We start from the raw sequence: 15,697 nt of genomic DNA, 5'->3' as shown, positions 1-15,697 counted from the left end.
AGCGTCTCCACCTACTTTTGGTAGATAACCAATTTTAAAATTCTACCTAAATGAAAAAAGTGTACTTATCTCTGCTAATAACATTAGGATGTCTTTCCTTTTCTTATTCGCAGGTAACAGTAAAGGGAACGGTAGTTTCCGAAACGGACGGAATGCCCATTCCTTCCGCATCAATTATTGTAAAAGGAAATTCCCAAGTGGGTACTTCTACTGATTTTGATGGCAATTTTACATTGAACCTTTCCGAAGAAAACGGAACGTTAGTAATCTCCTCTTTGGGTTTTGCCACTCAAGAAATACCATATTCCGGAGATGAAACCTTAAACATCGCTATGACCGAAGAGGCCAGTTTTTTAGATGAAGTAGTACTTATAGGCTACGGCTCATCCAGAAAAGGCGATTTAACCACGGCCATTGCCACAGTAAACAACGTGGAGACCATTGCTTCCCGGCCTGTATCCAACGTTACAGAGTTTTTACAGGGTAATGTTGCTGGTGTAACCGTATTGTCTCAAGGAGGAGATCCTACCTCTAGTGGCAACGTTGTTATTAGGGGGCTGGGAACTTTCGCCAATGAAAGTCCGCTTACCGTAGTTGATGGTGTTCCTTACTACGGGCCCGCTATAAACCCTAATGATATAGCGTCCGTTTCCGTTCTTAAAGATGCTGCCTCGGCTGCTATTTATGGAGCTCAAGCCGCATCCGGTGTTATCGTTATTCAAACTAAAAAAGGAAAGTCCGGCAAACCTCGTGTAACCGTTGATTATTACGGTGGTATACAAGAAGCTACAAACTTACCTACTCCGTTAACGGCGCAACAGCAATCTCAGGTTTACAATACCGCAGCGGACAACGCCGGAACCCCAAGACAATCTGCTCACGACCCAGAACAAAACCCTTATGGGCAAGTAAACCGTACCAATTGGGTAGACGCTATTTTTAGACCTGCGGGCATCAACAATGCAAATGTTAACATAAGTGGTGCAGGTGATAGCATGAACTACCTAACTTCATTTGGTTACACCAAAAGAGACGGTCTTTTAGAAGGAACAAGTTCAGAACGCTATAACTTTAGAGTGAAGTCAGATTTTGACCTTTCCGATAAAATCAAAATAGGCGAAAACGTATATTTCTCAAAAACCGAAGCCGTAGGGACCAATACGGACAACCCGTATTCAGGAACCATAATAAACGCCATTTACATGCCTTCTGCCTCTCCTACCCGTTATGAAGATGGTAGTTTTGCAGGTGTTGCCCCAGAGAACCTTTCCCAATTTGCAGGGGCGTACGGAGATGTGTATAACCCTTTGGCCTTGTTATTAAGACCAACTACTACAGCTCCTACCAACTTTTTAAATGCCAATGTCTTTTTACAATATGATATTGTAGACGGTCTAACTTTTAAGACTACTTACTCCTATAGTTACACAGATTCCGAATACAAAAGATTTCAGCCTAAAGTACCGGAACTAGGCCGCTCCAACCCTAACAACTATCTTGAGCAAAGTAACGCTACAACCAACCGTTGGGTATGGGACAACCAGTTAAGCTATAAGAAATCATTTGGCGATCACAATCTTGATGTTACCGCTATCTATTCCTCACAGCATACCGACTTTGAAAAACTTACCAGTAAGGGAGAAGGATTTAGCAACGAACAAGCGTTTAACCAATACTTATCCAACGCTTCCATTATACGAAATCCCTCCAGTCAAGTTTATGAAGATGCACTAACATCTGCCATTGGTAGGATTATGTACAATTACAAAAACCGGTACTTTATTTCAGGAAGTATCAGAAGGGACCAAACGTCTCGTCTAGCCGCAAACAACCAAGCGGACAATTTTCCATCTGCCACCGTAGGCTGGAGGTTATCGGACGAATCGTTCTTTAATGTTGAAGCTATTAACGATTTAAAATTTAGGGCTTCATGGGGGCAGATAGGAAATATTAATTCCGTAGGCTACTACTCATTTGATGTTCCGTTGAATACAACCGTAGTAACCATTGGCGAAGATGCCTCTTTTGATGACAAAGGTGCATTTGTGGGCAAGCAATCTAACCCCGATTTAAATTGGGAAGTATCGGAATCTGTTAACTTTGGTCTGGACGCCGCACTTTTCAACAACACGTTAAGCCTTACTTTTGATTATTTTGAAAAAAGCACCAAAGGAATGATTCTTCCTGGTCTTGAAGACCTTAACCAAGGTACGAGCGCTGCAGATGTTAACGGAGGAGAAGTTAAAAACAATGGTTTTGAAATATCCGCAAGTTACTCTAACAAAATAGGAGAGCTAGATTTCACGGTTAATGCCAATACCAGTGTGCTGGACAATGAGTTGGTAAACCTAGACGGTTATAATAAAAGTGGTATAGATTTTATTGCCCATACGGACAATGTTAGAGGGGTTCTTAGACCTTATCGTTCAGAAGTAGGTAGAGCTTTATACTCTGTTTATGTAGTACCTCAACTGGGAGTTTTCCAAAATCAGGCAGAAATTGATGCCCATGTAAAAGATGGCAATTTAATTCAGCCTAACGCGCAGCCTGGGGATTTTAAATTTGCGGATAGCAATGATGATGGAAAAATAGACGATAATGATAAGATTTTCTATGATAGTTACCAGCCAGATTTCACCTATAACTTTGGCTTGAACCTAAATTTCAAGAATTTTGACCTAGGCATGTTGTTCCAAGGGGTTTCTGGTGTTGAAGTGTTTAACGGCTACAAATTTTCCACCTATAACGCATCACTTACCGGATATAACTTAGACAACAGGGTACTAGACGCATGGTCATCTTCAAATACCGGAGCAACAACCCCAAGGTTATCTACAAAAGATGACAACCAGAACTTTGGACTAGCTTCTAGCTGGTACCTTGAAGACGCATCGTACTTAAGAATGAAAAACGTAACCCTTGGGTACACGATCAATGACCGCATTATGAATTCCGTATTGCCTGGTTCATCATTACGTTTTTACATTTCTGCGGAAAACTTATTCACGATTACGGATTACACAGGAATTGACCCTGAGGTTGGTGGCAAAGGATTGGATATTGCCAGATACCCTCTTTCCCGAACAATTACGGCAGGATTGTCTTTATCGCTTTAACAACAAAACATTTAGAAAAATGAAATTCAATAGAATAAAAATAATGAGCTTGGCAATAGGCTTTGCCGGACTTAACCTAATTACGTGTTCGGACGATTTTACCGAAGTTGACCCTTTGGGAAGCACCTCGTATGCCAACTTTTGGGCCACTGAACAAGATGCTGCAGAAGCGGTTAACAGTATGTACGAATTCATGACGGACCAAGAAATGTTCTCAAGAGGATTCTTCTGGTACATTAATGCTTCGGACGATATGATTACCGGTCGTATTAAAGCTTCCGCCGATAATATCAAGGATTTTAACATCACCGGTGGTGAAGGAGGTTACACCTCTACCTGTTACCCCAAAAGTTACAAGGTAATCCGTCGCGCCAATGATATTATCTTGAACATCCCCAATATGGACATCAGCGAAACGCTAAAAAACCAATATTTGGGAGAAGCCTATTTTATGCGCGCTTTTAGCTATTTCTGGGTAGCCCATACCTATGGAGACAACGGCAACAATGGTGGAGTTCCTATTGTTACGGAAGAAAACATGAACGATGAACCCGGTAGTTATTCCAGACCGGCAAGTGTGGTTGAAAATTACAAACAGATAGAGGCAGATCTAATGAAAGCTTCAGAACTGTTACCCTTGTTCACAGACTATTCATCCGAGAATTATGGCCGCCCGCATAAAGATGCCGCATTGGCGTATATGGCCAAAACCAATCTTTATTGGGCACAATATGACGCTGCTAGATATGCTGAAGTTGTAAAATATGCAGATGCGGTTACCAACAGTGGCTCGGGAAGGGCATTGATCAATACGGGCAATCCATCTCAAGATTACCGTGAACTGCACAGCAACCTGAACAATTGGACCAGCGAGTACATTTGGTCCGTTAACTCTGGAGTAGACAAGGGCAGTATCCTAACAGGTGTTATGCTTGAAAACAAAGGCTGGGGTAAATACAATGGCTGGGGCTATTACACTCCTTCCGAAGGACTTTATAACGAGTTTGAAGATGGCGATGCCAGAAAAGCGGTTACCGTCCTGAATTTTGGTGATGAATTTACTTTTTTCGGTGAAACCAGAAGGTACCAATCGGAAAACTCCTTATCAGGTTTTCAGTTCAATAAGTACATGTACGAATTCCAGTTCGAAAATCCTATAGGTACTTATTTAAATAGCAATGGAGATGACCCTTCAACAATTTATAATGTTCCTTTAATGCGCTACGCGGAAGTGTTGCTTATGAAGGCCGAAGCACTTATCATGGATGGTAAAAATGGAGATGCCCCATTAAATATGGTTCGGGAAAGAGCAGGTCTTCCAGCCATTACAAACTCTACCATAGAAGATTTAAAACACGAAAGAAGGGTTGAACTTGCCGGTGAATTTGCTAACAGGCATTTTGACTTAGTTCGTTGGGGCGATGCCGCAGAAGTATATGCACAACCCATCTACGGCCGCATTTACACAGACCGTTCCAATCCAGACTCACCATATACCTCAGAAATTGTATGGCCTGCAAGAAATTTTGATGCTTCGTACATGAATGTTTGGCCCATACCTAGTACAGTAATTGAATCATCCGGAATCCCCCAAAACAAAGGATGGTAGTAGTTAGTTCGTTAGTTTAGTTTTTTACGAAAGAGTGTCTCTTAACGGGGCACTCTTTTCTTAATTTTAAAGTATGTACAGATTTAAAACAAAGTATTCTCTCCTATTGGCGCTTTTTTGCATCACCTTTCTTAATGCACAACACAGCAGAAAAACCCTAATTCATTCGCACAACGACTATCTACAGAACGTACCGTTTTGGAAAGCATATTCAAACGGTCTTGATATTCTTGAGGCTGATATTTTCCTGAAAAACGGACAACTGAACGTAACCCATACCGAAGCAGAAATTACAAAGGGCAAAACCTTACGGACGCTTTATCTTGACCCTTTAAAATACGCCATTGAGAACAACATTGGCAACCCCACCAACCTTACCTTAATGTTGGATATTAAATCCGATGCCGAGCCTAGTTTAAAAAAGATACTGGCCGAACTTAAAAAGTATCCCGAAATCATATCAAGACCTGATATAAAGATTGTGATTTCTGGTCATAGGCCCAATCCCAACACCTATGACTCCTACCCCAACTATGTGTATTTTGACCATCAAAAGTTAGAAAGCGACCTTGATACGGGTGATTGGAAAAAAGTAGCTTTTATAAGTGTTGATTTCAAAAATTACTCGGAATGGAATGGCAAGGGCAGGCTTACGCAAGAAGATTACAAATCAGTATCCGAAGCTATAAAAAAGGCCCACAACCTCAACAAACCGTTTCGTTTTTGGAGCACACCGGATTCAAAAACTGCGTGGAAAGCCTTTTCGGATTTAGGAGTGGATATCATAAATACGGATATGCCCTATAAATGCGCCACATATTTGAACTCCCTTGAAAAACGCACTTATAAAAACACAGTCAAATCGGAAGTCTACCATCCTTCTTTTATAACGGACCAAAAAAATACGCCCATTAAAAATGTTATCCTCCTTATTGGAGATGGCAACGGCCTTAGCCAGATTTCTTCTGCAGTTTTGGCCAATGGGGGAGAGCTTACACTTTCACAGTTAAAGAGTATTGGGTTTATAAAAACACAATCTTCCGATGATTTTACTACGGATTCAGCCGCAGCGGGCACAGCCTTGGCCACAGGTGTCAAAACCTACAATAGGGCTATTGGGCTTGACCCGGAAAGGAAACCTGTTGAAAACATGCCGGAATATTTCTCTAAATATAATTTTGTGTCCGGTATCATAACCACCGACCATGTTACAGGAGCAACGCCTGCTTCTTTCTATGCCCACCAAAAAGACCGTTCAGATACAGAATTAATAGCCAGTGACCTTTTAAAAAGCGACCTATCCCTTTTTATGGGAGGCGGAGCCAAGGATTTTAAATTCGATTGGAAAAAGACTGAATTCAAAATTCTTAACAACATTGATGAAATAGGAAAGGACCAATCCGAAAAAATAGGTCATTTTCTTTCCGAAAAAGGAGTACCCGGAGTTTTGGAGGGTCGTGGTAATGCACTAGCCATAGCCACCAAAAATGGTATTGAATTTTTGAACTCTAAAGACAAACCGTTTTTTTTAATGGTTGAAGCCGCCCAAATAGACAGCAACGGGCACTATAACAATGTAGGTGGTATCGTTACCGAAGGAATTGACTTTGACAGGGCCATTACCGAAGCCATTAAGTTTGCGGATACTTCCGGCAATACCTTGGTAATCATTACGGCAGACCATGAAACTTCTGGTTTTAGTATTCCCCAAGGCAACCTAGAAGAAGGTATCATTGAGGGCACTTTTACTACCTATGACCATACGGCCACTATGGTTCCTGTTTTTGCCTATGGCCCCGGCTCACAATTGTTTCAAGGAACGTATGAAAACAACCATTTGTTTGAAAAGATCAAAAGAGCGCTTAACTTAGGGGATAACTAAAAGTAACCGACCTATGAAAAGATTTAAAGCACTCGATGTATTCCGGGGATTGACCGTATGCCTGATGATTATTGTTAATACCCCTGGCGATTGGAGTTCTACCTTTTCACCTCTGTTACATGCCAAGTGGCACGGCTTTACCCCTACCGATTTGGTTTTTCCCTCATTTTTATTTGCCGTAGGAAACGCCTTTGCTTTTGTAAAGACCAAATGGGGAGAAAAGCCTTTCTCCGAAGTATTCAAAAAAATTGCAAAGCGCACTTTACTCATATTTTTGCTCGGGTATACCATGTATTGGATTCCCTTTTTCTCTTGGACCGAAACAGGGGAACTAACCCCTATTCCTTTTAGCGAAACTAGAATTCTAGGTGTGCTGCAGCGTATAGCCCTCTGTTTCTTCATTGGTGCCGTGATGATATACTTTTTAACCAATAGGCAGCTGATTATAGCTTCAGTTTTGTTATTACTAAGCTACTGGGGACTGTTGGTCGCATTTGGCGACTATACCCTTGAAGGAAACTTTGCCAGAACCGTAGACCGTCTTATACTAGGCGACAGCCATCTATATATGGGCAATGGTATACCGTTTGATCCAGAAGGACTTTTAAGCACACTGCCTTCCATTGGTAACGTCTTGGCAGGCTATCTTATAGGCAAGTATATTATTGATGGCGGGATGAATTACGAGAAGCTGGCAAAAATGCTATTAATGGGTGCCGGTCTATTGGTGGTTGCTTATCTATGGGATTTAGGTTTCCCGGTAAACAAAAAATTATGGACAAGCTCTTTTGTAACACTTACCGTGGGTCTAGACATTGTAGTGTTATCCGTTCTTATTTACACCATAGACTTTGTAAAAAAGCCCGTTAACTACAATTTCTTTGAAGTATTTGGGAAGAACCCCCTTTTCATTTATCTACTTTCGGAATATGTAGCCATTGGCGCCCTCTTTATTCGGGTTAATGGTGAACAATCTCTTTATAGCTATGTGTACGAAAAAGGTTTTAGTTGGATCGGTCCTTACTTTGGTTCTCTGGCCTTTGCTCTGGTTTTTATGCTCTTTTGCTGGAGTATAGGCTTTTGGTTGGACAAGAAAAAAATCTACATTAAGGTCTAGTTGCCGCTTATTTACGAAGCTTGTAAAATAATACTTGTATTACATGAAAACAGGACATAAAAAAACCCCGCAATAGCGGGGTTTCCTATATAAAGTTGAAATCGTTTTTCTTAGTTGATTCCTACAGTCCATCCAGCAGCCCAATCAGGCTCACCAGCTTTATTACCTGCACCACTTGCATCTCCTTCTGTGTAGAAGTCTGTGTTGGCACCAGCATAGTTAGTAGCACTGAACTCAGCAGCAGGACTAGCAAATTCAATAGTTGTAATTGAAAGTGCATCCGAATCAATTCTAGCGTTAGCTTCAGTATCCGTATCTTTTACGTTGATACCTAAATCAACACCTTCTGTGTAGAAGTTCTCAACAGTAAAGCTACCACCACCTTCTTTGAAGAAAAGGGCACCTTCACTTACAGGGCCTACAACCGTAATATTTTTCAATGTAGTAGTTGTTACAGGAGTAGCATCTCCGTCATCACCGTTGTTAGAACCTTCAATACCAGCTTTGGCACCATCCTTAATGTACCAGTTAGTACCGTTACCTGTCCAACCATCGGCAAAATCTATTGAATCGTCACCACTTCCTATAGAAACAAGGTTAACACCATCAACAGCTCCACCAAAGAACTCGATACCGTCATCTCCACCCATGTAAGACTGAACGTTTTCAAAAGTAGTTCCAGAACCCACACCGAATAAAGAAACACCGTTAAACTCTTTATCGTTAGAGAAAGTAGCACCGGTATACTCAACTCTCAAGTATGTAATGCTACCTGAATTATCTTCAGCGTTTGCACCACCATAAGTAAGGTCACCTACCTCTGTAGTAACGTCAACACCTTTGTTGGTTGGAGCGTCACCGGCAATAACCAAACCACCCCAGTCTCCTTGGGCAGGATTTTCAGCACCGGATGTCATAACAACAGGAGCAGTAGCTGTACCATTAATGTTAATAGTAGCACCTCTTTCAACACCTATGAAGGCAGCAGTACCACCTGTTGCAGTAATAGTAGTTCCTGCAGGAATTGTAAGCGAACCACCTTCTTTAACAACGAATCCGCTAGTTAAAAGATACTCTACGTTAGCGTCTAACTCAACATCACCGGAAATTTCACCAGCAAGGTTCAACTGAGAAGCAGCAGCGCTATTGCTCAATCCTATAGTCCAACCAGCAGCCCAGTCAGGAGCAGCAGCACCGTTACCAGCACCTGTAGCCACACCTTCTACGTAGAAGTCAGCATTAGTACCTGCGTAATTAGTAGCAGCAAACTCAGCTGGAGTATCAGCAAATTGAATGTTAGAAATCATTAGATCATCAGCATCAATTCTAGCATTGGCTTCAGTATCCGTATCTTTTACGTTGATACCCAAATCAGCACCACTAACAAAGAAGTTTTCAACAGTAAAGTTACCACCACCTTCTTTGAAGAAAAGGGCTCCTTCACTTACAGGACCTACAACAGTAATATTTTTCAATGTAGTAGTTGTTACAGGAGTAGCGTTACCATCATCACCGTTGTTAGAACCTTCAATACCAGCTTTAGCACCTTCGGCAATATACCAGTTTGTACCGTTACCTGTCCAACCATCGGCAAAATCTATTGAATCGTCACCACTTCCTATGGAAACAAGGTTAACACCTTCAACAGCTCCACCAAAGAACTCGATACCGTCATCTCCACCCATGTAAGACTGAACGTTTTCAAAAGTAGTTCCAGAACCCACACCGAATAAAGAAACACCGTTAAACTCCTTATCGTTAGAGAAAGTAGCACCGGTATACTCAACTCTTAAGTATGTAATACTACCAGAGTTATCCGCAGCGTTTGCACCACCGTAAGTAAGGTCACCTACCTCTGTAGTAACGTCAACACCTTTGTTGGTTGGAGCGTCACCGGCAATAACCAAACCACCCCAGTCTCCTTGGGCAGGACTAGCAGAACCTGAAGTAAGCACTACAGGAGCAGCAGCTGTACCGTTAATGTTTATTTTTGCACCTCTTTCAACACCAATAAAAGCGGCTGTACCACCTGCGGCTTTAATAGTAGTACCTGCAGGGATAGTTAATGTAGCTCCAGACTTAACTATGTAAGCACCTGTAAGGTTATAGGCCGTAGCTGCATCTAATTCTGTATCTTCGGTAATATCGCCTTCTAAGTCTTCAGAAGTTCCAGTTGTAGAACAAGGCTCACAAGAACCTCCACAATCAATATCAGTTTCGTCACCGTTCTTTATACCATCACTACAAGTGGGGTCGTTTGTCGGCAAATTGTCATCATCGCTACAAGAAACCACAAAGGTCATTGCAGCTAGACTTAGCATTAAAGAGAAAATTGTTTTTTTCATTTTCTGAAAATTTAAATAGTTAGGTAATTTATTATGGTTAAAACTCGTATTTAGAAGCTGAATGTTAACGTAAGGGATAGATCAGACCCTCTCTTATAAGACAAATCGGTTACAGGACCATCTTCCAAAAATCCAGGAACTGCCGGGTTTACGGTATCCAAGTCTCCTTCTGCGTTCTCAGTAACTCTTTCAATAAGTGGGTTCAATAAGTTTTTAGCGCTAATTCCAATTTTAAAGTGTTCGTTCAATTGCATGGACGAAATGAAATCCAACGTTACAAACCCTTTATCCATCAAATGTCCACGTCCTGTACTACCAAGAGCATAAAGTCTTTCTGAAAAATAGTTAGCGGCTATAGTGGCGTTAAGGTCTTTGTTGTTCTTAAGTTCTTTGTAGAAACTAATATCTCCGTTTACAATAATATCCGATGCACCTTGTAGCGGCGCTTCCGTATTGGTAAAAGCAGCTGCCAAACTGGTTTCGCTGGCCACTTTTTCAGATTGTAATTTCTGGTTGGTGTTCAAGTAAGATATGTTACCCCCAAGACTTAATCTTTCTTCAAGAAAATCATCGGCAATCTCAATCTCGTTTTCAAATAGGTTTACCCTAGCTTCGAATTCTAGACCAAAAGCAGTAGCGCTATCCCCAGTGTTGGCATAACTTAAATCGTTAGCAGCAGAAACCACAAGGAAAGTGTTGATAGGATTCTCTATATACTTGGCAAATACTCCAAAAGAAAGAATCTCGCTTGAAGTAGGGAAAAGCTCCCATCTTAAATCAAAATTGTAATTGGTAGAGTTCTGTAAATCCGGGTTACCGTAAGAATCCTGCGTAATATCTTCCTGGAACAAGAAAGGAGCTCTTTCTTTAAACTGTGGTAAAGTATAGGTCTTACTTGCTGCAAACCTTAAGTTCTGCTTCTCGTTCAACTCATACTTGAATGCTAAAGAAGGTAGAAACTCAAACGTATCTAATTTACTTGAATCCTCACCAAAAGTTGTATTCCAGTCTATCTCCTGAGTTATTTGTTCTCCTCTTAAACCTGCAAACAAAGTAAGTTTAGGATTGAACTTGTATTCCAAAGTAACGAAAGCCGCATTAATCTGCTGTTCCCCACCAAAGGTCTGTGGGTTTAACGATCCAGGGATAGAAGCGCCACCTCTAAACGTTCCTATTTGATAAAGACCTGCACTTAATGGGTTTTGATCAAAATATTGATCAATTTGTCTAATATCTACCTCCGGCTGGTCATTTGGTCTTAAAAAACGATAGTTGAACTGTGTTGCGTCAAAATCTACCGACTTAAACCTACCATTATAACCAACAGTTAATTTTCCATCAAAACCTTCGTCTTCATTTTCTTTAAACTTGTAAGTAGCAGAAAGGTTAGCTGCAATTTCCTGCTCATCTAGCTCTTGGAAAAAGCGGTGGTTTTCAGAAGCAGCAGAAACCAATGCAAATGATTTAGGGCCATCAGGATTGTTGTTTCGTACAGGTAAAACCGTGTTTTGGCGTCTGTCCGGAACCAAGTTTTTTACGTAGTTATAGGCTCCTCCCCAATTCACATCAATATTCTCGGAAAGATTGTGCTCTCCCAATAACTGATGTACGTATAAAGTGGTTCTTTCGAAAGTAGCACGTTGAATAAATCCACCACCTTCCGGTGCATCATCTTCCCTATCCAAGATTCCGAAAAACTCTTGTTGCTTTTGGCTAGAGTTGTTCAATACCAATAGATTGTACTTAATGTTATTGGCATTATTAATTCTATACCCTACGTTACCCATTAATGTAGTGGCCGTAGAATAATCAAAAGTAGTAAAGTCAAAAGCAGAGTTAGGAAGACCGTTACCAACGTTTGGCTGACCGTTGTTGATACCTTCGTTATAACTATGCTTGTTACTAAAAGACGCTACCCCAAAAATGCTCAACCTAGATTCTTCGCCTATAGTATAGGAATCACCCCCTTTAAGTGAAAAGCTTGAATTAACCGGAGTACCTACAGCTTCCCTGTCCCAACTGGTATCAAAAGTATCGGAAAAAGGATTGTTTGGAATATCCGCGTTATAGAATCCTGAAAAATCAGGACCATCGTTCAAATAGAATTGATCAACACCCAAGGCTTCAGTGTTACCACCAACAGAGGCACTAACATCAAAAAAACCATCACCATTGTAATTTCTGGAAACAATATTAACGTTTGCTCCACCAAAATCTCCGTAATTGGCTGCATTGTATGTCTTATCTATTCCAATAGATTCTATAATGCTTGAAGTAAAAACACCTAGATCGATGTTCTTTTTTGAAGTGTTGTTAGAAGGTAACGGAAGACCGTTCAATGTTGTAATATTGAACCTATCTCCCAAACCTCTTACGTAAACGTTTCCGGAACCTTCTTCTTTAGAAATTCCCGTTACTTTAGTAACTGCAGTGGCCGCATCGCTAACACCTTTACGCGCTAATTCCTGGGCACCAATAGAAGTTTCTAGGGTAATCGCTTTTTTCTGGTCAAGTAAAAGTGCCATTTCAGAATCCTTTCTGGAAACCGTGGTTACCACAACTTCACTCAATTCAAATCCGCCGCCAGCACTCATCGGCACATTTATTGTTGTTACTTTTCCAGCTTCAACCACTACATCTGGAATGTCTACAGTTTCATATCCTAAATAACTATAAGATACAACGTAAGTTCCTGGCTCAAGACCTGCTATTTCATAAAGTCCATCAAAATCCGAAGTTGTACCTGTAGTAGTTCCTTTTATCACTACATTAGCGAATGGCAAGGGATCGTCATTCATCTCTTTATCAGTAAGTTTACCGATAATACTCCCAGTGTCTTGGGCGCTTAATTGAATTGAAAAAAGGCAAAGGGCAATAAAGTATATTAGTCTCATTATCTAGTTTTATAACGCCGCAAATAACGCCACGTGAAGTAAAAGTCGAGTTACGTGTATGTTAAACCTTTATTGCAATAAGGTTAGGTTTATGTTACTATATTAAATCAACGTTAAGAGACTTTGGTATGTCGGTATTATATTTACTTTTGACGAATTAACCATCTTTACAGACCTTATGAAAAAGAAAGACATTAAGATATTACTTGTTGATGATGAGCCGGATATACTAGAAATAGTAGGTTATAATCTTACTGCAGAAGGCTATCAGGTCTTTACCGCCAAGAACGGAGTGGAAGGTGTGGCCATGGCAAAGAAAAAACAACCGCATTTAATTATCTTAGATGTAATGATGCCAGAAATGGACGGTATTGAGGCATGCGAAACCATTCGTGCCACTGCCGGACTGGAGAATTCCATCATTACTTTTCTTACCGCCCGTGGCGAAGACTATTCCCAAGTAGCAGGTTTTGATGCGGGTGCGGATGACTATATTACCAAACCAATTAGACCAAAAGTTCTAGTAAGTAAGGTTAAAGCACTTTTAAGAAGGTTAAAGGAAGAAGCGGCCCCACAAGATGACATTGTAACCGTAGGTAACATTATTATAAATAGAGAAGAATACAAAATAATCAACGATGGCGAAGAGATTGTTCTTCCTAGAAAAGAGTTTGAACTTTTGGCCCTACTCACTTCCAAACCTAGTAAAGTTTTCAAAAGAGAAGTTATTCTTGACAGGGTCTGGGGTAACGAGGTTGTTGTTGGTGGGCGCACCATAGACGTTCACATTAGAAAACTTAGGGAAAAAATTGGCGAGGAGCATTTTAAGACCGTAAAAGGGGTTGGCTACAAGTTTGTTCTTTAATTAAGTCTGTCCATTAATTAAGTTATACGTCTTTTTTGTAGTAATTTTGGGCGGTGACTCGTTCCATGATTATACATACCCGTTTTTTGGCACAAACAAAACCGTTTTCTTATGTCCGCTAAGCTAAGGAGGTCATATCGCTTTGCGCTAAGGTCTTCTTTTATGATTTCCGTGGCATTTGTTTCGCTTTTGGCATTGTTCCTACATCTTTTCAATGCTTTTAATTGGACGGCAATCATTATTTCTGCCCTACTGCTATTTCCTATTGCCTTCATAGTTTTACAGATACGAATAGAAAGGTTCATTTATCGTCGTATTAAAAAGATTTATGATGATGTTGCCATGTTGGAATCATCATCTATTAGCACAGGCCCCATAACGACCGATATGAAAACCCTAACTGAAGAGATAGGGAAGTTTGCCCAAGACAAGCGTGTAGAAATAGACACCTTAAAAATTAGGGAGGAATACAGAAAAGATTTTCTTGGCAACGTATCGCACGAGCTTAAAACCCCTCTTTTTACCGTTCAAGGTTATATAGAAACCCTCTTGGATGGTGCCATTAACGACAAAAATGTACGCCGTAAATATCTGCAAAGAGCCAATAAAGGCGTAGACCGGCTCATCTATATTGTTAAGGATTTAGACCTCATTACGAAATTAGAGGTGGGAGACCTTAATCTTAAAAGAGAACCGTTTGATATTATTGAACTTATACAGAATGTCTTTGACCTCTTAGAAATGAAATCGGCAAAGAAGAAAATCACACTCACTTTTGATATGGAGTATGATGAACCCATAATGGTCTTTGCGGACAAGGAAAAAATACAACAGGTAGTAACCAACTTTTTGGTAAATTCAATTAAATACGGCCATACCAATGGCACTACCGAGGTAAGTGTAGAAAACCTCATCAAAAACAAAGTAATCGTTAGGGTAACCGATAATGGCGAAGGTATTCCCAAACAACATATACCGCGCCTATTTGAACGCTTTTACCGCGTAGACAAAAGCGGTAGCCGTACTGAAGGTGGGTCAGGTCTTGGTCTTGCCATAGTAAAACATATTGTAGAGGCACACGGAGAAAAGATATATGTAGAAAGTGAAATAGACGTAGGTTCGGAATTTTCATTTACTTTGGAAAAAGCAAAAACTAATACCGAGACTAAAGTCTTACCTAAAATTTAATTTTACACTATTGGGAAGCAAGAACAAACTTAAGCGGTTTAAAGAGAACGAAACCTTTTCAAATGTAATCCAACCTAACCGGGATGCAGTAAAGCAGGGGTTCGAAAAAAGAGGAAAGTGGAATGATTTTTTTGGAAATGACAACCCAATTGTACTAGAATTAGGGTGCGGCAAGGGAGAATATACCGTAGGGCTGGCCAAACAAGACCCTAGTAAAAATTTCATTGGTATTGATATTAAGGGGGCTCGCCTTTGGAGAGGTGCAAAAACCGCTCTGGAGGACAATCTTAAGAATGTAGCTTTTTTAAGGACACAGATAGAACTTATAGACGAACTTTTTGCCCAAGACGAGGTTTCCGAAATCTGGATAACTTTTCCCGATCCCCAAATAAAATACAAGCGAACAAAACATAGAATGACCAACGAAGCTTTCTTGGCCAAATACAAGAGAATTTTACGGCCAGATGGCCTTATGCACCTAAAAACCGATAGCGAGTTTATGCACGGTTATACCTTAGGACTACTACACGGTCTAGGATTGGAAGTGAACTACGCCAACCATGATGTGTACAAAAATGAGGGCAGTCCAAAAGAAGTATTGGAACTTCAGACTTTCTACGAAAAACAGTATCTTGAAAAAGGTAAGCCCATTACCTATATTCAATTCAAGGTACATTAAGC

Annotated in this window: 9 protein-coding genes; 7 read left to right on the top strand and 2 right to left on the bottom strand. The window is 40.6% G+C overall.

Features of this window, described 5'->3' with window-relative positions; genetic code table 11:
• Positions 1–50: 50 nt before the first annotated feature.
• From KO513_RS13295 to KO513_RS13280, 4 genes are all read left to right on the top strand, one after another.
• A complete protein-coding gene (locus tag KO513_RS13295) occupies positions 51–3,116 on the top strand; it encodes a SusC/RagA family TonB-linked outer membrane protein (RefSeq protein WP_215913763.1) in 3,066 nt (1,021 codons plus the stop codon).
• 19 nt (positions 3,117–3,135) lie between these two features.
• Entirely contained in the window at positions 3,136–4,725 is a 1,590-nt protein-coding gene (locus KO513_RS13290) for a RagB/SusD family nutrient uptake outer membrane protein (protein ID WP_215913762.1), read from the top strand.
• A 73-nt stretch (positions 4,726–4,798) separates the two neighbouring features.
• Positions 4,799–6,607, top strand: coding sequence for an alkaline phosphatase (locus KO513_RS13285; RefSeq protein WP_215913761.1), 1,809 nt, complete (start codon positions 4,799–4,801; stop codon positions 6,605–6,607).
• 13 nt (positions 6,608–6,620) lie between these two features.
• The gene (locus tag KO513_RS13280) at positions 6,621–7,724 is read left to right on the top strand and encodes an acyltransferase family protein (RefSeq protein ID WP_215913760.1); all 1,104 of its coding nucleotides are present in this window, start codon (positions 6,621–6,623) and stop codon (positions 7,722–7,724) included.
• Positions 7,725–7,834: 110 nt separating this feature from the next.
• Here the strand turns inward: KO513_RS13280 and KO513_RS13275 are convergent, their stop codons facing one another.
• The gene (locus tag KO513_RS13275; protein ID WP_215913759.1) at positions 7,835–10,069 is read right to left on the bottom strand and encodes a hypothetical protein; all 2,235 of its coding nucleotides are present in this window, start codon (positions 10,067–10,069) and stop codon (positions 7,835–7,837) included.
• A gap of 50 nt (positions 10,070–10,119) precedes the next feature.
• On the bottom strand, positions 10,120–12,963 hold the full coding sequence (locus KO513_RS13270) for a TonB-dependent receptor (RefSeq protein WP_215913758.1): 2,844 nt from the start codon (positions 12,961–12,963) through the stop codon (positions 10,120–10,122).
• 178 nt (positions 12,964–13,141) lie between these two features.
• On the opposite strand from KO513_RS13270, the gene KO513_RS13265 reads away from it, so the two are divergent.
• The 3 genes from KO513_RS13265 (at position 13,142) to trmB (ending at position 15,695) form a co-directional block, all read left to right on the top strand.
• Positions 13,142–13,828 (top strand): response regulator transcription factor, encoded by a 687-nt coding sequence (locus KO513_RS13265; protein WP_215437653.1) that lies wholly within the window; start codon positions 13,142–13,144, stop codon positions 13,826–13,828.
• A gap of 111 nt (positions 13,829–13,939) precedes the next feature.
• Positions 13,940–15,016, top strand: a complete 1,077-nt coding sequence (locus tag KO513_RS13260) for a sensor histidine kinase (RefSeq protein WP_215913757.1) — start codon at positions 13,940–13,942, stop codon at positions 15,014–15,016.
• Between the two features lie 10 nt (positions 15,017–15,026).
• Positions 15,027–15,695, top strand: a complete 669-nt coding sequence (trmB, locus tag KO513_RS13255; protein ID WP_215913756.1) for a tRNA (guanosine(46)-N7)-methyltransferase TrmB — start codon at positions 15,027–15,029, stop codon at positions 15,693–15,695.
• Positions 15,696–15,697: the final 2 nt, after the last annotated feature.

Source organism: Zobellia sp. B3R18, assembly GCF_018860715.1.
Taxonomy (GTDB): domain Bacteria; phylum Bacteroidota; class Bacteroidia; order Flavobacteriales; family Flavobacteriaceae; genus Zobellia; species Zobellia russellii.
Note: the sequence above shows the minus strand (reverse complement) of the source record. Positions and strands in the feature narration are given on the sequence as shown.